The 21,392-nt window shown below is 72.0% G+C and carries 7 protein-coding genes and 1 pseudogene; 3 read left to right on the plus strand and 5 right to left on the minus strand.

The genetic code is table 11. The features are described 5' to 3' along the window. Positions 1-25 precede the first annotated feature (25 nt). Together ABTY98_RS02095 and ABTY98_RS02100 are read left to right on the plus strand one after the other, a co-directional pair. A complete protein-coding gene (locus tag ABTY98_RS02095; RefSeq protein WP_352218936.1) occupies positions 26-13,855 on the plus strand; it encodes a hypothetical protein in 13,830 nt (4,609 codons plus the stop codon). A 38-nt stretch (positions 13,856-13,893) separates the two neighbouring features. Further along, on the plus strand, positions 13,894-16,416 hold the full coding sequence (locus tag ABTY98_RS02100) for a right-handed parallel beta-helix repeat-containing protein (RefSeq protein WP_352218937.1): 2,523 nt from the start codon (positions 13,894-13,896) through the stop codon (positions 16,414-16,416). A gap of 27 nt (positions 16,417-16,443) precedes the next feature. Here the strand turns inward: ABTY98_RS02100 and ABTY98_RS02105 are convergent, their stop codons facing one another. Beyond that, the gene (locus ABTY98_RS02105) at positions 16,444-16,998 is read right to left on the minus strand and encodes a cysteine hydrolase family protein (RefSeq protein WP_352218938.1); all 555 of its coding nucleotides are present in this window, start codon (positions 16,996-16,998) and stop codon (positions 16,444-16,446) included. A gap of 141 nt (positions 16,999-17,139) precedes the next feature. On the opposite strand from ABTY98_RS02105, the gene ABTY98_RS02110 reads away from it, so the two are divergent. Further along, on the plus strand, positions 17,140-17,778 hold the full coding sequence (locus ABTY98_RS02110) for a TetR/AcrR family transcriptional regulator (RefSeq protein WP_352218939.1): 639 nt from the start codon (positions 17,140-17,142) through the stop codon (positions 17,776-17,778). Between the two features lie 60 nt (positions 17,779-17,838). Here ABTY98_RS02110 and ABTY98_RS02115 read toward each other — a convergent pair. The 4 genes and pseudogenes from ABTY98_RS02115 to ABTY98_RS02130 all read right to left on the minus strand — a co-directional run. Beyond that, positions 17,839-18,291: pseudogene (locus tag ABTY98_RS02115) on the minus strand (HD domain-containing protein); the annotation flags it as partial. A gap of 114 nt (positions 18,292-18,405) precedes the next feature. Continuing rightward, entirely contained in the window at positions 18,406-19,590 is a 1,185-nt protein-coding gene (locus tag ABTY98_RS02120) for a cytochrome P450 (RefSeq protein WP_352218940.1), read from the minus strand. Positions 19,591-19,630: 40 nt separating this feature from the next. Next, positions 19,631-20,998: an NAD(P)/FAD-dependent oxidoreductase gene (locus ABTY98_RS02125; protein WP_352218941.1), complete on the minus strand. Its 1,368-nt coding sequence runs from the start codon at positions 20,996-20,998 to the stop codon at positions 19,631-19,633. Beyond that, on the minus strand, positions 20,988-21,197 hold the full coding sequence (locus tag ABTY98_RS02130; RefSeq protein WP_352218942.1) for a ferredoxin: 210 nt from the start codon (positions 21,195-21,197) through the stop codon (positions 20,988-20,990). The genes ABTY98_RS02125 and ABTY98_RS02130 overlap by 11 nt, the downstream gene beginning before the upstream one ends. Positions 21,198-21,392: the final 195 nt, after the last annotated feature.

Consider the following 21,392-nt stretch of genomic DNA (forward strand, 5'->3'; position numbering starts at 1 on the left):
CCCGCAGCTTCCGGGAGGAACCCGTATGCCACGCCCGACCGACTGGAACGCGATCGGGCTCGACGGCGACCCCACACCGGGCGACCCCGACCAGATCCGGACGCTGTCCACCGAGCTCAACCACCTGGGTTCCGAGGCGCGCCGCATCAGCACGGCGATCGACGCGGTGATGAACACCGCCGGTGACAGCGTCTTCGTCGGCGAGGCCGCCGACGCCCTGCGCGGCAAGGTCAACGACCGGCTGCGCGGGCACATCGAGGACGTGGCGCAGTCCTTCGAGAGTGCGGCGACCACGCTGAGCACCTGGGCGGACAAGCTGGTCGACCTCCAGTCCCGTGCCGACGGCGCGCTCAACTCGGGCCGCGGGCTGTCCGAGGACGACCCGGACCGCGAGACCTACGCGTCCACGGCCCGGCAGGCCGGCACCGAGCACGGCGAGGGCGCCTCCGCTGCGGCGAGCAGCATCTCGGGGGTCTCCAACATCCAGCTGCCGATCTCCGAGTGCCAGGTCTTCTGGGAGGCGTTCCAGTGGCTGGCGATCATCCTGATCGTGCCGGCGCTGATCTTCGGCGGACCGATCGCGCTGCTCGCCCTGGGCGTCAACCTGACCCTCTTCATCAAGACGATCGTCGACTTCGCCAACGGCAACGCGAGCTTCCTCGACCTCTTCCTCGCCGGACTGGGCATCCTGGCGCCCACCACCAAGGCGCTGCCGATCTTCCAGATCATCAAGGGCGTCGGTACGACGGCCTTCGCCAAGGGCTTCGCCAACATCGCCCGGGGCACCTTCCAGGCCCTGCGCAACCTGTTCACCAACGGCTTCCGCCCCACCACCCTGCTGCTCGGTCTCAAGGACCTGGTCCGGCTCGGCAGCACCTGGGTCTACAAGGGCGGCCTGTGGGTGCTGGACGGCATCCACAACCTGCCCAACATCATCAGCCACGGCGTCAACTCCGTGAGCCTGACCATCGTGCAGGGCTTCAAGGCGATCCCCGGGTTCGTGCGCGGACTGCCCGAGACGTTCTCCCGGGGCTGGCAGGCGACCAAGACCTGGGTGGGCCAGGAGTTCGGCGGCACCAAGTGGCTGCGGATCTTCCTGCCGGTGGACGCGGCGGAGATCGGCCAGTACGGCTTCCGGAACGCCCTGCGCATCGGCATCTTCGACCGCGGTGTACTCGGCCAGCATGTCTTCGGCGCCCCGATCACCGGCGCCGTCGGCCGCACGATCAGCTCGGTCCCCATCGACCCGCGTACCGTCGACGCCCTGGTCGACATGCCGCGCATCCAGCTGAACGAGGTGCGTTTCGGGGCGGGCGCCGGGCAGAACAGCCTCCGCAACCTCGACCTCAACCTGCCGGGCACACATCTGGACGTCACCTCGACCCTGCGTCCGCCGTCCCTGAACCTGGGGGACGTGGGGGCCATCGCCCACCGCGGCAACTTCGGCGTGCACGCGGCGCGCACGGTGGACGCGCTGGTCGACATGCCCCATGTGCAGCTCGGCAACGTCCACGTGGAGAACTTCGGCACGCTGGGCGGGCGTTCGGAGGTCGGGGTGAGCGTCGGTGCCACGCCGACCGTCACCACCCCCTCCGGCCTCCACCTTCCCGCGTCGGCCGGTGTCCCCGGCGCCACGCACGGGCTCACCAACACGCCGGTCGCCGGCGTCTCCGGCGCTGCCCACACCACGCTCACCGGGCTGCACCCGACGCCCACGAACCTGACGTCCACCGCCGACGTGCTGCTGCCGGGCGGGGCGCACAACGGCACCCATGTGCCGGGTACGACCGTGTTCACCGGCACCCACGCCACCCCGCCGCCGGTCGCCGCCACGCTCGGTGACCTTTCCACCGGCAACCCGGCCGCGGGCACCCTGCACTCCGCGCTCACCGGCAACCCGGGCGTGGGCGCCGTCCACGCCCCCGGCACGCCCGGCATCGGCACCGTCCACACGACGCTGACCGGCACCCCGGGCACCGACGTGGCGCACACCGCGCTCCACTCGGCTCCGACTCCCGGCGCCCCGCACGACGTGACCGCGCCCAACAGCCTGCTCACCGGCCCCACCACCGTGAACCACCCGTCCCCGACCGGGATCGGGCACGGCGGGCCGGGCACCTTCGACGCCGGAGCCTCGGCCTTCGACCTGCTGGCGGGCACCCGCCACAACACGCCGAACACCCCCGTGACCCCCGGCGCCGGCACCACCTTCGCCGAGCACACCACCAGTGCCCTCTCGGCCAACCAGACCCGCCTCCACCTCGACGAACTGGTCCACCAGCCCGGCTCCCCGCGCCCCGGCACGCCCGAGCAGCTGCCGCACGGTGCGCCGAACCCGGCGGCGCCGGTCACACCGGAGGGCCTGACCGTGCGCCCGGCGGGCACCACGGCTCCCGACCGGCTCACGGTGAACTCCTTGGCCACCGGTACCCCCGACCGGCTCGACATCGGCCCGGTCGGCCCCGGCAGGCCGAACCTTCCGACGGCGCACCGCGCCCCGCACGAGCCGGCACCCAACGGCACCGGCGCGGCCGGGCACCCCAACCCGGACAACCACGGCCGTTCCGCCCTCGATCTCGTCGACACCGGCCGCAGCGCTCGCGCCACCGACAATCCCGCCTTCGCCGGTACGCCCACACACACGGACGTCGACAAGGGCCTGGCGGGCTCGGCCAACGGCACCGCGGCGCATATCCCCGAGAACCTGCCGGCCCACGCCACCCCGAACCCGCCCGGGACCCACACCCCGCCGCCGGCCCACTCCTCCCCCGCGCCGGCCGCCCACACCGCCGACACCACCGGCGCCTTCGACGCACTCCTCAAGGACCCCAACGTCGTCAAGGTCCCCGGCGGCCACGAACTCGCGGTCAAGGCACCGCGCGGCGGCACGCCCGAACTCCACGGCGGCGCGGTCGAGTCGGGCCTGTACACCGTGGAGAAGCAGGGCACGGGCTTCGTCGTACGGCAGCTGGACGCGGTCGGCGGCACCGTGGTGCACAGCTGGACGTTCAAGCGGCTGGGCGGCATCCGCCTGGCCGAGGAGACCGTGCGGTTCGGCGACGGCCCGTTCGGCGGGGTGAGCGTCAAGGTCGCGGGCAAGTCCGTGGACTCCGTGAGCGACGGCGCGGGCGCCTGGCCCGCGAAGCTCAACGGCGAGGACGAGATCGTCGTCGCGTCCACCACCGGCAGCCATGTGTACAGCCGGTCCACCGGCGAGCTGCTCCGCTCGTCCACGCCGGACGTCACCCTTCCCCCGCGCCCGGCCGGGCTCACCGGCTCGGCCGCGGACAGCTGGGACGCCGCCGCTCACGCGGCCCGCGGCCACATGGGCAAGGCCGCGGCCGACAACGAGGTGAAGCTGTTCATGCAGGGCGTCATCGGCGGCGCCTTCACCTCGAAGAAGGGGTACGGCGGCTTCGTCAACCCCAGCACCCTGGAGGCCAGTCCGGGCCTGGTCGGCAAGGTCAAGCAGTTCAACAAGGTCGCCGGTGACCTGATGTTCGAGGGCCCCAACCAGCGCATGACCGTGTGGCGGGGCGTGTCCATGGACCCGCGGGCGGCGCAGGCCGACGTGTTCGTGGAGCGGCTGCCCGCCTCGACCTCCAACAACCGCGCCTTCCAGGCGGAGTGGGCGAAGAACGGCGTCAACAGCAACCGTGTCGTCTTCGAGATCGACGTACCCGCCGACCACGGCAAGCTCGCCATGGCCTACCCGCCCGGATACCACAAGGCCGCCGACGACGCCCTCGCGCTCAACCAGGACCAGTGGGAGGTCACCCTCTCCCCGACCCGGCTGGTGCGGACCGGACCGGCCCGGGTCGAGGACGGCATCACGGTCGTCCCGGTGCGCGCCGAGCAGATTCCGGAGGCCCAGCTCGAAGGGCTCATCAACGAGAAGTGGTCCGGGCTGCACTCGGGCGAGGCGTTCGAGGACTTCGGCCGTGCCTTCGGGCAGGACGCGATGCGCCGCTGGGAGGGTCTCGGCGACGCGATCGTACGGGAGGGCGGCGACGGCCCGAACGTGAAGACGTTCACCGTGAGCCGGCCCGGTTTCGCGGACGAGATGACCATCACCGTCACCCACAAGGTGGACGACAACGCCGTCTCCGTCACGATCACCGGCGGCGACCGCACCTTCACCAAGGAGTGGAGCGGCACCGGCTTCAACAACCTCGCCGCCGACCTCCGCGGCCATGTGCTCCACAACAACGAGCTGCTCAACTCCCTGCCCACACCCGCGTCGTGGGGCAAGGAGATGCCGAGCCCGCTCCACACCGGCTCCCACCCGGAGACCACCGTCCCGAGCCCCACCCGGACCACGCCGGACACGGACACGAGCGTCCCGGCCACCACCCACACCACGCACGACACGGAAACGGCCGTACCGGGGACCCCCCATTCCCCCCTTCACCCCGACACGACCGTCCCGCGCCCGACCCGAGGCACCCCGGACACGGAGACCGCCGTACCCGGCACCGTGCACGCGACCCCCGGCACGCGGCCCGCACCGCGGCCGGACACCCCGCGCGCCGGTGGCGGCCAGGAGTTGCCGGGGCGGGGAGACCGGCTCACCCCGGCCGAGATCGAGCAGGCGTGGTTCCGGGACGGCGAACGGGTCGACGCGCTGTTCGGCGACTTGGACGACCCGCTGCGCGGGGCCCGCCGCGAGGCCTGGCGGGACCATGTGCAGGCACGGTACGACCTGGGCCGGGCCGAGGATCTGCTGCCGGACAACGGGCACGCGGGCAGCTCCCGCGGCCCCACGCCCGACGAGATCCGCGCCCGTGAGAACGTCGACATCGCCCAGCAGCGGTACGACGCGACCCACCACCGCCTGACCGAACTCGGCGTCGACCCGGTGCGGATGGAGGCCGATCTCGGCGCCCTGCGCCAACTCAGCCTGAAGGAACGGCCCCGGCTGCTCGGCGGCACGGTCACCACGGCGAACGACGCGACTCCCCCGCCCGCGGTCGCCGCCCACGGTGAGACGGGCGTTGCCTCCGTGACACCGCCCAGGCGGCTGAACGAGATCCTGGCCGACCAGACCAAGGCCCACAAGGACCTGCAGCAGGCGGAGATCGCGCAGACACAGCTGGGCAAGGACGCCGACAAGATCGCGAAGGCCGACGCGGACCTGACCGAGGCGGACACGAAGTTCAAGGACGCCACCCGCGAACTCGACGAGGCACTCCAGCACGAACTCGACAACCGCATGCTCTCCCAGCGTGAACTGAACCAGCTCGTGGACCAGTTCGCGGGCGCCGGCGACATCGACCGGGCCCGGAAACTGCAGACCCACGCACGGAATCTGGACGCCGGCTCCCGCGGCGCGGGCGACGGCCCCGTCCGCTCGGACCAGTTCATCCGGACCGGCGAGGAGATCCAGTCCCAGTCGGTCACCGTCCAGCGGCTCGCCAACGAGCTCGAGAACCTGGTGAAGGCGGGCACGACTCCCCCCAGTCAGCTCAAGGGCCTGGCCGAGGGGCTCGAGAACGCCGCCAAGGACCTGGACGCGGCTCTCCAGGGCCATGTCACGGACGCCGCCCGCTTCGGGGGCACCTATACGCTGCGCAACCAGCACACGCCCGTCGCCGCCGTGGCGCACCATCTCGCCAAGCTGGTCGACGACGCCGTCCAGACCGTGAAGCCGGGCGACAACCTGGTACTCAAGGGCTTCCTCGGCACCGACGCCTCGGTGGAACAGGTCCGGCGCGGCATTCCGGACCTCCTGCGGCGCTACCGCGAGAACCAGGCGTTCGGCGAGTTGCACAGCGGAGAGCAGTGGAAGGCGGTACTGCCCGGGACCGAGGCCCAGTGGCGGAAGGTGTTCGAGGACTTCGACAGCTTCGACAAGCTGTCCAGGTCCCAACAGCACGACTTCGTCCGCAAGCTGTCCGAGAAGAACATCGCGGACCTGCGTGCCGACGTCGACAGCCTGCTGAAGAACATGCCGGAGGCGGACCGACTGAAGTTCCAGGAGCTGCGGGACAGGCTCCAGGACCTGCCGTACCGGATCAAGCACGCCACTCCGGCCTACCACGCCATCGCCAACAGCGGTGTGATGTCCTCCCAGGGCGACCTGGCCCGCCGGGGGGTCAGGTTCCTGGCATCCGGCAAGAGTTCGGCGAAGAACACCTCCAACCTGGGCAACGACGACTTCGTGTTCTTCCGTATGGAGGTCGGCGACAAGCCGATGGCGACCCGGTACGGGCCGACCACGCTCGTCTTCGACGCCAAGGTCCTGGAGGAGAAGGGCGGCTGGGTCTCGCTCCACGACCAGCTGCACCCGCTGGACCGCGACACGATGAACCAGCTGAAGTTCGGCGACGACGTCGTCCGCAGCGCGAAGTACGACGACGGCTTCGACGAAGTGGGCAAGCGGGGCCGCTGGACGTACGAGTACCCCGACCACCCGCCTCGACAGGTCTCCTTCGAGCAGGAGGTCTTCCACGGCGAGCACGTGCAGGAGGCGCTCGCCCTGTCGGTGGTGCGCGAGGTCCATCTCATCGGGGGTGCCTTCAAGGACGACGTCTTCAGACTGCTCGCCGACACCGCCCATCCGGAGGAGCTGGGATCGGTCATCTCCAAGCTGTACCGTCCCGAGGCGAAGTTCGGCTCGGGGCTGCCCATCAACCCGCTCGGCAGCCATGCCACGAGCGAGTGGCCGTCGCCGCTGGCGGTCCATGACGCGGACGGCGACGGACGCTATCTCGCCGACGGCACGGTCGACCCGGCGGCACGGGCCGCCGGCAAGGCCTTCGACGAGGCGTCGGACCGGGTGCGGCAGGCGGACAACGCCGTCAAGAGCGGCAACAACAAGGCGCTGCGCTACAACCTCAACAAGGCGCAGCCGCACGCCGAGCAGTCGGTCAAGCTGACCCAGGAGTTCCACGCGGCCGCCGTCGGCGAACGCAAGGACTTGGCGAAGACCCTGCTCGACCAGCGCGAGCAGCTCCTCAAGGACATCAACAACCGCCTCGACGCCCTGAAGCCACAGGCCAAGCCCGAGGGCGCGCAGACACAGCCCAGGCCGGGCAGGAACCAGGGCGCCGGAACCTCCTCGTCGGCCGCCGGGGCGAACGGCCCCAACCTCAGCGAACTGCCGCAGGTGGCCGAGGACGCGCTCAAGGCTGTGCCGGGCATCACCGACCAGATGAAGAAGATGGTCCGGGCACTCGCCAACTCGGACGGCTTCCGGTCCCTGCCGGACTCCAAGGTCGGCACGCAGACCACGGCAGCCGTCGACCTGGGCAGGACCGCCTTCGACAAGGCGTTCAAGCACTTGTCCAGGGCGGGACTGGTCCACGGTGACGCCGCCGGCCTCCACTTCACGGACGACGGCCGCCGACTGTTCCTGCCGCCGAGCGCCGACACCAGGACAGCGGCGCCGTCCGTGTCCGGCGCGACCGACGTCCACACGACACCGGCCCACGCCCAACCCCAGCTCCCCCACACCCAGTCGGGCCCCGACACCAAGGCCCCCGCGCTCACCGGCGACGGCATCCCGTCCCACAGCCTGGAGACCAACTCACCGGCACCGCACCACGCCGACACGGACACCACGTCCCCGGCACCCCACGACCTCGACACCAAGTCCCCGGCGCCGCACGGCACCGACACTCAGTCGCCGGCACCGCATCCCATCGACCCCGAGACGGCCCCGCCGCTGGTCAAGGAGAGCGACACCACCGTCTCGCACGCCACGAACCACGGCGCCGCCACGCACCCCCTCGACGCGGAGACCGCGCCGCAGCACCTCTCCGACACCACGACACCGCACCGTCTCACCGAGACCGAGACGGAGACCTTCCAGCCACATCCGCTCGACACCGGCACGCCTCCGTCCCGTCTCACGGAGACCGACACGACCACCCCTCACCTCGCCGACACCGAGACGCGCACACCCCACCTCGCGGACACCGACACCACCCCGCCCCGTCTCACGCAATCCGACACGGCCGCACCACACCTCGACGACGTCCACTCGGCCGCGCCCCACCGTGGCGACGACGGCGACTTCGCCTCGATGCCCCCGAGGGACGACACCAGGCTCGGGGGCGGCCGGTCCGCGCGGCCGCTCGGTGACTCCGTCCTGGACGACATGCTCAGGCCGCCCCGGCGGACCGGCGACACCACCGGAACGACGGCGCCCGGCGCCGCTCACCCGGCCGCGTCCGACCTCCTCGACCGGGCCGCATTCCGCCGTAGCACGTACCGTGCGAACGGCATCCGCGCCCGCTCTCAGATCCAGCACGTCGACCGTGCCCTCGACGCCTTCCACCGCGTCCCCGCCGACCAGCCGGCACGGCGGGCCGAGGCTCTCGACAACCTGGCCGGGGCCGCCGAGCGCTTCCTGCGGGACCGTCCGCAGTCCGTCCGCCGGGCCGGCGTGGAACAACTGCTGACCCAGGTACGGGCCGAGGCGAACGCATACCGTCTGCTCGACGACTTCCGGCGATTCGGCGGCGGCGCGGACGGTCTGGCCGGCCGCACCCGTACCGCCCTCGCAGCAGGCGGCACGACCCCGTACACGCAGGCCAGGCTCCGGGCGATGCTCGACGGCATGGACAGGTCCGCGCAGGCCCAGCGGCAGAATGACGCCCTGAGCCTGCTGGACGGCGCCCCGCCGCTCCGGAACACCGGTGACACCTCCCTCACCTCAGCGGCCCGGCTGGACGGCGACACGACCCCGGCGGCACCCGCCCGCCTGGACGGCGACACCACCCCCGCCACACCCGCCCACCTCGACACCGACACCACCCCCGCCACACCCGCCCACCTCGACACCGACACCACCCCCGCCCCACCCGCCCGGCCGAGCCGCGGCAATGCTCCGGCCGCGCCCTCCCGGCAGGCCGGGGAGACGCCGTGGGCGGAGGATTCCGCGCGCTTCGACGAGCTCCTGGGCGTCGACGGCCGTCCGTTCCGCGAGGCCTGGGTCGAGCTGTCGTCCGCCCGGATCGAACTGAACCGGGTCGAGGATCTGCGCGGCGGGCCGGGCGGAGCCAGCACCTCACGGACTGTCAGCGACTTCGACGTCCAGCTCAGTCACGAACTGATCTCCGCTCGGGACCGGTTCCGCACCGCCTACCAGAACCTGCAGGACCTCGGTATCCATCCGACCGAGATCGAGGCCCGGATCCGCGAGATCGAGATGGGGGCCGCCCACCGCGGCGCGACGCTCGGCGCGGGCAAGTTCGACCCGCTGCCCGACACCGCCCCGCCCGCGGTCGATCGGATCACCCTGAACAGCTCGGGCGTGTCCGGGCCGAACGGCCTGACCATCGAGCGGAGCGTGGGCCAGGACAACGCGGTGACGCTGCAGGTGGTCGACCACCAGCTGCACCCGGACCCGACGCGCACGGTCGTCGCCCGGCCGGACGGCGGTTTCGACGTCCGGCACACAACGTCGGACACCGTCGACACGTACACCGCGAACGGCGACCGGATCGCCAACGACATGCCGCTGTACGGGGCCGACGGCCGCCCGACGGGGCTGCGCCTGCACACGGATCTCAACGGTCACGGCCGCCCGCGGACCGTGACGGTCAACGGTCCCGGCGCGGACCGTCTGACCGCCTTCGCCCTGCCCGGCGACTCGACGCGGATCACCCACCTCGACACCGGCGTCACCCACCGCGTCGACGCCCATGGCCAACGGCTCGACGAGGGCGTCCAGCTCACCGGCCGGGACGGCGTCCCCGCCGGAACCGACCGGGTGTGGGTCACCATCGGCGCGGACGTCCATGTCACCGATCTCGCGGGCAACCGTCTGGACCTGCGGGTGCAGGACCTGGGTGACGGGAACGGCATCAGGGTCACCGACGGCACGACCGGGGTGTCCGTACGCCACGACGGCCAGGGCCGCCTCCGGGAGACCGGTGTCTCGCTCACCGACCCGCAGGGCACGCGCGGGGAGCGGTTCCTGGCCGACGACGGCACGGGCCGTCTCACCCTGACCGACACGTCCGGCGCCGGGCAGCCCGGGACCGTCACCGCACTGCCCGGCGGCACCGGCTTCCGGCTGACGGACGAGACGGGCGGCGCGACCAGCAGGTTCACGGCCGACGGCCGCTACCAGGACACTGGCCTCGCCCTGTTCGACCCGGCGGCGAACGCGCGCGGCGGCCGGATCGTCGTACCGGACGGCGCGGGGGGTCACCTGCTCACCGACGCGGCGGGGCAGCCGCTGCCCCAGCGTGTGGTCGCGGTCGGCGGCAACCGGCCGCGCACGATCGACGACATCACCGGCGAGTCCGTGCTGTACGACGCCGAGGGCCGCCCGGTGAGCACCTCGACCGCGCTGGCCGACCCGGCCGGGGGGCAGCGCGGCGGCCGGTTCGCCGAGCCCGACGGGTCCGGCGGTCACCATCTCACCGACGCGGACGGCAACCGGCTGCCCGACACGGTCACCACACTCCCGAACAACGGCGGTTTCCGTACCGTCCACGACACCGGCCACCACACCTTCGGGCCCGGCGGCGACTTCGCGGGCGACGGCCTGCGGCTGACCGGACGCGACGGCCTGCCTGCCGGGCGTCTCGACCGGCCGCTCGGCGCGGCCCCGCGCTGGCTGGACGACGCCTTCGCCCCGGACCCGGCGCGCGCGGTCACCATCGACCCGGCCGGCCACATCGAGGTCGCGCGACCCGGCGGCGGGCGCCAGGTCTTCGACCAGACCACCGGCCGCTTCGTCCAGGAGACGGTCCCGCTGCCCGGCGGCGGCCACCAGACCACCCTGGCCGACACGTCGTTCACACGGTACGACGGCCAGGGCGCGCTCACGGCCACCGGCACCCCGCTGCCCGCGGGCCACGGCGGACGCTTCCTCGTCGTGGAGCCGCCGACCGCCGCGCACCCCGGCGCCTGGCTGGAGGACGCGGCGGGCGGCAGGCTCGCGCACTGGGACGCCGTGCGGCGGCCGGACGGCACCACGCGGATCGGGTTCAACGACCCGAACAGCCCGCGGCACGGCGAGTTCCTGCATCTGGCCGCCGACGGCACCCCGGTCCGGCAGGGCTTCAACGTGCTCGACAACGGGCGGCGCACGGACTTCCGGTACGTCGTCGACCACACCACGGGCACCTGGGAGCGGACCACCCGGGCCGGGGCGCCGACGACCGCGGGTTCCTTCCACCACGGCACCGCCGACCTCTCCGGCGCCGCGAGCGGCCACATCCGGCTGCTCAGCTCGACCAAGACGCACGTACCGGTCTTCGAGCGGCGGGTGCTGCCCGGTACGGCCGGCGATGTGGTCGACTCCTTCCGCCGTACCGACACGATCGCCTTCGCCCGCACCAACCCCCGTACCCACTGGGTGCGCTGGGACGAGAGCGGCACGCCGGCCGGTACCGGCAGCCGGCACTACGACACGGCGGGCACCGGCTGGCGGGACACCGACGGCTGGGGCCGTACTGTGCGCGAGTACCGCGACGGGCTGCAGAAGTTCAACGGCCGGGCCGGCCACACCCTCGGGATCGACAACGGCAACGGCACCTGGACCTGGCACCGTTACGACGGCGCGGGCAAGGAAATCGCCTCCGGTCCCCGGACCCGTGACCGTATCGGCAGCGGCTGGACCGACCGCACCGCCGGCGGTGACATCGCCCAGCGCCAGTGGGGCATGGCCGAGTGGCCCGAGCGGGCCGGACAGTACCAGGAGCACGCGATGGGCTCCGACGGCACACTGCGCGGCACGTGGGAGCGGCACTCCCCGCACGGCAAGGAGGTCGGCAAGCACGAAACCTTCGGCGACGGCTTCCTGACCACCGGCCGCTGGCGCGAGCAGCGCCCGCCCACCTGGGTCCGCACCCGCTGGCTGGCCGGCGCCGAGCACACCCGGCCCCCGTACGCCCATGTCCAGGGCGACAACACCTACCAGCTGTTCACCTGGACCAAGGAGGCGGGCGACGGTACCACCACCTCCGGGGTGCGGTACGTCGGCATGGACGGCAGCGCCCTCGACCTGGCGGCCGACGGAGGTTTCGCCCGCTTCAGCGGCAAGCTGCACGACGGCAGCACCCTGAAGGTCGGCGACCACGCCCAGGCCCCGGCCCACCAGCCGCCCCCCGGTGTCACCGCCCACGCCTGGTCGGAGTCCGGCGGCCGCCGGGGCTACCGCGTCCAGGTGCGGAACGACCCGGACGGCGCGCTCTGGCGGGACACCTACCAGGACGCCCACGGCGCCCCCCACGTGGCTCGTGAGGGCCGCCCCGGCGGGGTCGTCCGGGAGTTCACCGGTCACCGCACCTGGGTGGACCGGGACCCGCACGGCAACCTCGTAGGGCTGAGTCACGCCAACCCGGACGGCACCGCCGGTCATGTGGTCCAGGGTTCCGGCCGCGCCGACTCCGGCCGCTGGACCTGGCGTGAGCTGGACGCCCAGGGCGCCGAAGTCGGGTCCGGCCGACGGGAGTTCTTCCGCGGCTCCGGCGACTCCCGGCTGCCCTGGGACGATTCCTACCGGGACTACGACGCGGGCGGGGAGCTGATCCGCGAGCGCCGGATGCTCGACTCGGGCCGCTATGTCGACGCCTGGCGGGACAACCAGGGAGACTGGCACGCCGGTGCCCACGAACGCAACGGCACGCCCATCGACGTGGGCAACGGCAACCAGGTCCGCCGCTGGTGGAACGGCCGCGCCTGGCAGGACCAGTGGACGAACGGCGCCCACCATTTCCGTGACGAACTGGATGTCCCCGGCCAGGCCCGGCCCACCCTTCTGCGCGAGACCCCGCCGCACAACGGCGGTCCGCTGCGCGTGCGGACGTACACCACCACCGTCACCCCGAACACCCCGGCCCATTCGGTCTGGAAGGAGTACGACCACGGCAGCGTGGTCCGGGAACGCAAGGCCGAAGGCAGCGGGTTCCTGGAGACCGACGCCTGGCGCGGCCAGTGGAACCGCTACAACAGGAACGGCGATCTGGTCGGCCAGCGCACCGACAACGGCCTGGTGTTCGAGCGGGACACCTTCAACCGCTGGCGGCTGGTCGGCAACGAGTACGACTTCCGGGGCCCGCTCACCGAGATCCGCGGCTGGGGCCGTACGACTCGTGAGGCCCAGCGCATGCCTTGGTCCGGCACCCAGGTGCCGGCGGGCGGCGACGCAGCGCTGCGCGAGGCACGTTACGAGCCGTACTGGCAGAGCGTGGCCAAGAAGGCGGCGCTGGAGTTCGGTCAGGAGTTCATCCTGGAGTTCGGTGCGAACCTCGCCGTCAACGGGATCGTGGCCGCCGTCCAGAACAAGCCGTTCACCGGCAAGGACGCGCTCAAGTCGTTCGCCAACGCGGCGGTCGGCGCCACCGTCAAGACCGGTCTGAGCACCGCGGTGCACGAGAACCGGGCCCTCGGGTTCGAGAAGCTCGGCCAGTTCAAGGCGGGTCTCGCCAACGTCGACGGCGGCAAGCCGTGGACCCGGCGCCCGATGAACCACGACAAGACCTGGGTCAACGAGTGGGCGGGCAACGAGACGCCGACCCGCTGGCGCGGAGGCATCTACGACTTCTCCTTCGGCGCCGTCAGCAGCGCGCTCTCCGGCTGGGTCAACGGCAGCATGAACGCGGCCGTGTGGGGCGTGACCAACGCCGACGGCCAGACCGTGAAGCTGCACGGCGGGGACGCGGTCTGGGAGGGCGGGATCAACGCCGCCGCCTCCGTCACCACGGCCGCCACCACCGGACTCGTCAAGAACGTCTTCGTGATGAGCGCGGGCAGCAGGCTCTTCCACCGGCAGGGCTTCGCCGACTTCTGGATCCAGCTACCCTTCAAGATCTTCGAGAAGTCGATCCAGTCGCTTTACCTGACCACTGCCTATCGTGCGAGCATCAATCCCACCTATTACCAGGCACCGTGATCCAGACAGCGGCGATCACCGAGGACTGAGGAACGTAGATGACCACCCGTCACACCGTGGCGCCCAAGGGTCAGGGCGGCCGGGGCGCGTACCGGACCATCGGCGAGGCGATACGCGCCGCCTCGCCCGGCGATCTGGTGGTGATCGCCCCCGGCACCTGGACCGAGAACCTGGTGCTCGACCGGCCCGTGGTGGTCACCGCGGAGCACGGCCGGGGCAGCGTCGTGATCGCGGCGCCGCCCGGGGAGGTGCCCGCGGTGACCGTGGAGGGACCGGACTGCGCCCTGCACAACATCACCGTGTGGGGATCGGACGCGGGCCTGCCCGCCGTGAGCGTGTCGCCCGGGGCCGGTCTGGTCCTGGAGGAGTGCTCGGTGGAGGGCGGCCGGGTGCAGGTGAAGGGCTCGGACGACGAGGAGGGCGGTACGACGGCGGTCGTGCTGCGGCGCTGCCGTCTCGAGGGCGCCCGGCTGGCCGGTCTGCATCTGTCGGGGAGTGTCCGGGCGCGTCTGGAGGACACGGCGGTCACCGGTGTCGACGGAACCGGTGTGGTGCTGTCGGGCACCGCGAGCCTGGACGCCGTACGGTTGCGCCTGGAGCGCACGACCGGGTCCGGGGTACGGCTGCGCGGCCGGTCCCGGCTGCGGCTGACCGACTCGGTGCTGGCCGGGAGCGGCCGGGCGGGGCTGCTCCTCGAGGACGCCACCGAGGCCACGGCCGGGGAGTCGCGCATCGAGACGCCCGGGGCGGCGGGGGTGCATCTGACCGGGTCGGCGCGTGCGGAGCTGACCGACTGCCGGATCCGTGGTGCGGCCGCCAGCGGACTGGTGGTGCAGGAGACCGCGCGTCTCAGCGCGTCCGGCTGTTCGGTGGCCGACGCGGGGGCCAACGGGCTGCTGGTGACGGGTGCGGGCGAGGCCGATCTGGCCGACTGCCGGATCGACCGCAGTGCCTTCAGCGCGGTCCATCTGGCCGGTACGGCCGTGGGACGGCTCGCCGACTGCCGGGTGCGCGGCGGCTCCGAGCACGGTGTGCATGCCACGGGCGAGGCCCGGATCGAGCTGACCGACTGCGGGATCATCGACGTCGCGATGACCGGGGTCAGCATCCTGGAGCGGGCGGCGGCGACGCTCACCGGCTGCCGGGTCTCCGGGACCGCCGCCGGGATCGGCATCGGCTCGCCCACCGGCAGCACGGTCGCCGACTCCGCGGTGACCGGCACGAAGGAGATCGGCGTCCAGGTCGCCAAGGGCGCCGCCGCCTCCCTCACCGGGATCCGGATCAGCGGCGCCGGGGCGGCCGGGCTGGTGGTCGACGAGGGCGCCGAGGCGACGGTGAACGGCGGCTGGGTCGAGAACTGCGCGGGCTCCGGTGCCGTCGTCTGGACCGGCGCAAGGCCGGAGATGACCGGGCTGCACATCGACCGGCCGGGCAAGAACGGGGTGTTCCTGGCGGAGGGCGCGGGCGGCACGTTCACCGGGCTCGACGTCACCCGGGCCGGCTTCCCCGCCCTGCATGTGGCCGCGGGGGCCGATCCCGTGTTCCGGCACTGCCGGATCAGTGACTGCGCGGAGGCGCTCGGCACCGACGAGGGCGCCAAGCCGGTCCTGGAGGACTGTACGGCCGACGGCACCCCGCTGACCTTCGGCAGCCCGGCCGCGGCCCCGGCGAACGGCACCCCCGGGACGGCGCCCTCCGCCAGGACCGCGAAGTCCGCCGCCGACGACGCGGAGGAGCCGGAGGAGGAGAACCTGGAGGACCTGCTCGGCGAACTCCACGAGCTGGTCGGACTGGACCGCGTCAAGCAGGACGTCGGCTCGCTCGTCAAGCTCATGCAGACGGTCCGCCGCCGCGAGGAGGCCGGGCTGCCGGCCCCGCCGCTCAGCCGCCACCTGGTGTTCGCCGGCAACCCCGGCACCGGCAAGACCACCGTGGCCCGCCTCTACGGCCGTCTCCTCAAGGCCCTCGGACTGCTGCGCCGGGGCCATCTGGTCGAGGTCGACCGGACGGCGCTGGTGGGCGAGTACGTCGGCCACACCGGCCCGAAGACCACCGCCGCCTTCACCCGTGCGCTGGGTGGTGTGCTCTTCATAGACGAGGCCTACTCACTGGCTCCGGCGCTGGCGGGCAACGACTTCGGCACCGAGGCCGTGGCGACCCTGGTGAAGCTGATGGAGGACCACCGCGACGACGTCGTGGTCATCGCCGCCGGCTACCCCGGTGACATGCACCGCTTCATCGGCTCCAACCCGGGTCTCGCCTCCCGTTTCGGCCGCACCCTCCTCTTCGAGGACTACGAGTCGGCCGAGCTGGTCTCGATCGTGGAGTACCAGGCCGGTCAGCACCGCTACGAGCTGACGCCCACGGCGCGCACCGAACTCTTCGCCCTCTTCCAGGCCATGCCCCGGGGCGAGGGCTTCGGCAACGGCCGCTCGGCCCGCCAGATATTCCAGGAGATGACCGAACGCCAGGCCCAGCGGGTGGCCGAACTCACCGCCCCGACCTCGGAACAGCTGATCAGTCTGGAGGTCCACGACCTGCCCCACCCGGCCACCCGCTGACGGCGAGGACGCCGTAGAAGGCAGGCGTCAGAGCGTCGCCGCCCACGTGTCCACGGTCGTGACCTCCGCCTGGTTGGGGAACACCTTCTCGGTGAGCACCCGGTGGACTTCCGGGTCGGAGTCGAGGCAGGCGTCGGACAGGACGGTGAGCTCGAAGTCGAGGTCGGCGGCCTGGCGCAGGGTGGACAGCACGACACCGCTGGTGGCGATGCCGGTGAGGACGAGGTGATCGATCTCGCCGGCGCGCAGCACCAGGTCGAGGTCGCTGCCGGCGAAGGCGCTGACGCGTCGCTTGGTGACGACGGTCTCGCCGGGTGCGGGCGCCACGTCGGGGTGCACCTGCGTGGTCCTGTCGGCGCCGGCCAGACCGCCCGCGCGGCTCGCCAGGGCGCCGAACAGTTTGTTGCGGGGGCTGATCTCCGGGTATCCGGGGCGGAAGCCGACGACCACGTAGATCACCGGGACGCCGCTCGCGCGGGCGGCGTCGATCGCCTTGCCGAGGCGCGGCAGGTAGTCGTCGTCGGCGAACCGGTCGATGACTACCTGCTGGACGTCCATGACGAGAAGAGCTTGCTGAGGCACCGTCGATATCCCTTTCCCACGGCCCCGTTAGTCATCAAGCGATTACTTGGTAACGTAGCCCCACCCCGGAGCCAAGTCAACGCGTGATTACTTAGTGGCGAGCCCTCCTTGGCCATGGGAATGTCCATGAGAGGAGCCGACGTGTCAGCGGACGACCCGAACGACGCACCCTCGCAGCCCGAGCCGACCCATCCGACGGCCGACCGTCGGCGCCGGGACGCGTCGGCGACGCGCCGAGCGCTCCTGCTGGCCGCCCGCGCCCGGTTCACCCGGCTCGGGTACGACCGTACGACGCTGCGGGACGTCGCGGCGGACGCGGGGGTCAATCTGGCGCTCGTCAAACGGTACTTCGGCTCCAAGGAGGGCCTGTTCAAGGCGGCGCTGGCGTCGACGCCCCGGTTCCTGGGCGGCGAGGAGGAGTTTCCGCGCGACCGGGCCGCGCTGGCCGAGGCGCTCAGCCGTCAGCTGGCGGCCGGGGCGTGGGCGGAGTTCGGCGAGCATCCGGTGCTGATGCTGTTGCGGGACTCCGGTGACGAGCAGGTGGCCGAGCTGCGCCGGCGGGCCCTGGAGGACTTCGGCCGGCAGGTACTCGAAGCGTCGGGTGCCGCGCCGGCACCCGACGCCCTGCTGCGGGCGGAGCTCCTGGTCGCACTGGGGGTCGGCGTCGCCGTCGTACGCTCGGCGGTCGGTGTGCGACCGCTGGCCGACGCGGCACCCGACGACCTGGTGGGCCCGCTCCGTGACATCGTGGAAGCCCTGCTCAAGCCCCCGCCGAGTTGACCTCCGGTTGCGGCTCGTCGACCTCCGGTTGCGGCTCGTCGACCTCCGGTCGCGGCTCGGTCACTCGGGCCAGGCGGAGCCCTTGATGACCTCGACGAAGTCGCCGCGGCGGAAGCCGGGGACGTAGTGGGCCAGTACGTCGGCCTTGACGTTGCCGAAGGTGGTGTCGGGGCGGTCCTGGACGCCCTCGGTGAACGCGGCGAGGATCTGGTTCTTGAAGTCCGGGCGCGGGTGCGCCGAGACGACCGCTCACCTGCGGCGTCGAGCTGGACGTCCTGGCAGGGCGATCTCGGATGCCATGTGCGGCGGGATCTCCGGGGTGGTGTGCAGGGCGATGCTCGTCCAGACCCGGTCGGCGGGTTCGCCGGTGATGCCGTGGGCGTGCAGGAAGTGGCGGGCCTCCTCGGCGCCGTCGATCTCGAAGCGCTGGTCGGTGCGGCGCAGGCTCTTGGTCAGCCCGAGGTCGTGGAACATCGCCCCCACGTACAGCCAAGGGCCCGGCCGCGCAGCGAGCCCCACGGTAGACCCCTTCCGCACATGCTCGGTCTGTCCGCGGACGAGGCCCGCGACATCGCCCGGCGCCCCCTTCCCGCCACAGCGTGAGGAGGGGGCCGGTTCCGGGTGGCTTCACATGTCGATGAGCAGGTGACGGGGGCCGCGGAGCATGGCGTTCTGCCGGTAGGGAGGCGGGTCCTCGACCAGGCGCGCGGAGCCGAGGTGCGGGAGCAGTGCACCGAGTGCGGCGTGGGCCTCCAGACGGGCCAGGGGCGCGCCGAAGCAGTAGTGGATGCCGCTGCAGAAGCCCAGGTGCTCGTTGTCCGGGCGGGTGGGGTCGAACCGGTCGGGCTCGTCGAACCGCCTCGGGTCGCGGTTGCCCGAGGCCAGTACCAGGAAGACGGAGGTGCCCCGGGCGATCGGGGTGCCGGCGATGTCGATGTCTTCACGCGGGATGCGTTGGCGCATGTGGACCGGGGGTTCGTAGCGCAGGAGTTCCTCCACCGCCCGGGGCAGCAGCTCGGGTTCGCGGCGCAGATGGTCCAGCTGCTCGGGTTGGCGCAGCAGGGTGAGCACGCCGTTGGTGATCAGGTTGACCGTGGTCTCGTGTCCGGCGATGAGGAGCAGGATGGCGGTTTCGGCCAGTTCTTCCTGGGTGAGCCGCAGGGCCGGGTCCGGCTCGTTGACGAACGCGGAGAGCATGTCGTCGCCCGGGTTGCCACGGCGCTGTTCGGCGAGGTTCAGCAGATAGCCGCCCATCTCGGTCCGTGCCTGGTCACCGGCCTTGTCGGTTTCGGTGGTGTCCGTATCGGGCCGGACATCGGCGGCCGCGACCAGGGCGTCGGACCAGCCCCGGAAGAGCGGCTCGTCCTCGCGGGGCACGCCGAGCAGGCGGCAGATCACCGTGACGGGCAGCGGGTAGGCGAAGTCGTCGACGACGTCGACCTGCCGGCCGGCTTCGAAGGGCTCCAGCAGTTCCTTGGTGATCCGCTCGATCTCGCCGCGCATGCCGTCGATGCGACCGGGGCTGTGCGGTGGTCCGAACGGTCGCATGGCCAGGGTGCGCAGCCGGTGGTGTTCGGGGTCGTCGAGCCGCAGGAACGGCGGCTTGTGGGTCACCTCGCCACGGATGCGGGGGTCGACACTCATCCGCGGGTCGTGGAGCAGGAGGGCGAGCTCGTGGTAGCCGCCGACGAGGTAGCTTCCGTCCGCCTGCCGGACCACGGGACCGGCCTCGCGGAGTTCCGCGTACAGCGGGTAGGGGTTGGGGCGGTTGGCGTAGTCGGTGATCCGGGCCAGCAAGGTCTCGGAGTCCATGGTGGCTCCTCGTGGTGGGAGTCGTGGAACGGGCCGCGGGTCAGCGCGTGGGCGGTACCACGGTCAGCCGGCGGTCGGGCAGATATCCGGTGAGCGCCACTGTGGGTCCGTGGGAGAGCACGGAAGGATCCGGTACGGCGGACGGGATCGGGACGTCGGCCGCGATCGCCCGGTCCGCCGCGCCGGGCGGGGGCGGGAACGGTGCGCCCGTCTCGATCAGGTGCCGGTAGTACGGGAGCGACTTGGCCATGTCGACGGTGACCGCGGCGGTGACCCGTCCCTGGTAGCCGTAGACCATGGCGAGGCGGCGCGCTTCCAAAGAGCCCTGGGCGATGACCACGTGGTCGGAGTAGGTGGGCACGCCCACCGACTTGATGTTGAGACCGAACTGGGTCGACCAGAACGTCGGGATGGCCAGGTGCGGGCGCTGCAACGCCCCCGGACTGACCATGTTGTGGGCCGCCACCTCGGCCTGCTCGACCGCGTTGCCCCAGTGCTCCAGGGACAGCATCTGGTAGCCGAACAGCGGGTGCGGGAAGCGGGAGACGTCGCCGGCCACGAAGACGTCGTCGGTGACGATGCCGTACATGGTGAAGGCACGGCACCCGGCGTCGCAGGCGATCCCGCGTGGGCCCGACGCCAGCCCGGCGTCCGCCAGCCACTCCACGTTGCGGATCGCGCCCAGCGCCACGACGCAGACGTCCGCCTCGACGCGGCTGCCGTCGGACAGCGAGGCGCCGGTGAAACCTCCGTTGCCGTTCAGGGCGGTGACGGTCACCCCGGTGCGCAGGTCCACGCCATGGTTGCGCTGCATGACGGCCGCGAGTTTCGACAGGGTGCCGCCCAGGGCCCCCACCAGGGGTGCGGGTCCACGTTCGGCGACCGTGACCTCCAGCCCCAGTTCACGGCAGGCCGAGGCGATCTCAGAGCCGGTGAAGCCGCCGCCGATCACCAGCACCCGCTCCGGCCCGGCGGCCAGCCGCTCCGCCAGACCTGCGCCGTCCTCCCACGTACGCAGGGTGAACACGCCGTCCAGGGCGCCCTCCTCCGGGTTGGGCCAGGGCCGCGCCCGGGTTCCGGTCGCGATCAGCAGCCGGTCGTACGGCAGCGACTCCCCGTCCTCCAGGGCCACCCGTTTGTCCAGCAGATCAACCCCGGTGGCGCGCACGCCCAGCCGCCATTCGGCGTCCGGGTCCCGGCGCATCGGCAGTCCGGTGGTCTCCGCAGTCGCCTGCCCGAGCAGCACCTGCTTGGACAGTGGCGGTCGGTCGTAGGGCGGGTGGGGTTCGTCCCCCACCACGGTCAGCGAGCCGGTGAAGCCCTCCTCGCGCAGCGCCTCCGCGGCCCGCAGCCCGGCCAGTGACGCACCGATGATGACGATACGACCGTCCTTGAGGTCAGCGGGCACCGGTGGTCACCTCTTCCCCGAGGATGATGGCCTGGACCGGGCACGCGGCCGCGGCCTGGCGCACGCGTTCCACCTGGTCGTCGGGCACAGCAGTGGCGTACAGCAGTCCCTCCTCGCCGTGCAGTTCGAACATCGCCGGCGCGAGGAACACGCACTGCGCATAGCCCTGGCAGCGCGTGAGGTCGACAACGGTCCGCATCTTCACCACTCCCTCCGTTGTCACACCCCCCTCGCCTCCAGCATGAGGGGGCTTACGAGCCCTCGCACGGCCGCACCGGGAGCGGAGGCCGCCGGTTCCGCCTCGACATTTCCATACTTCGTATGGTAATACTGGACGCACGCTTCCGTACAGCGTACGGAAAGGCTTGCTCGACAACACCAGTCGTCCCACATC

It is taken from the genome of Streptomyces sp. NPDC096040, from assembly GCF_040303265.1.
In the GTDB taxonomy this organism is placed as follows: Bacteria; Actinomycetota; Actinomycetes; order Streptomycetales; family Streptomycetaceae; genus Streptomyces.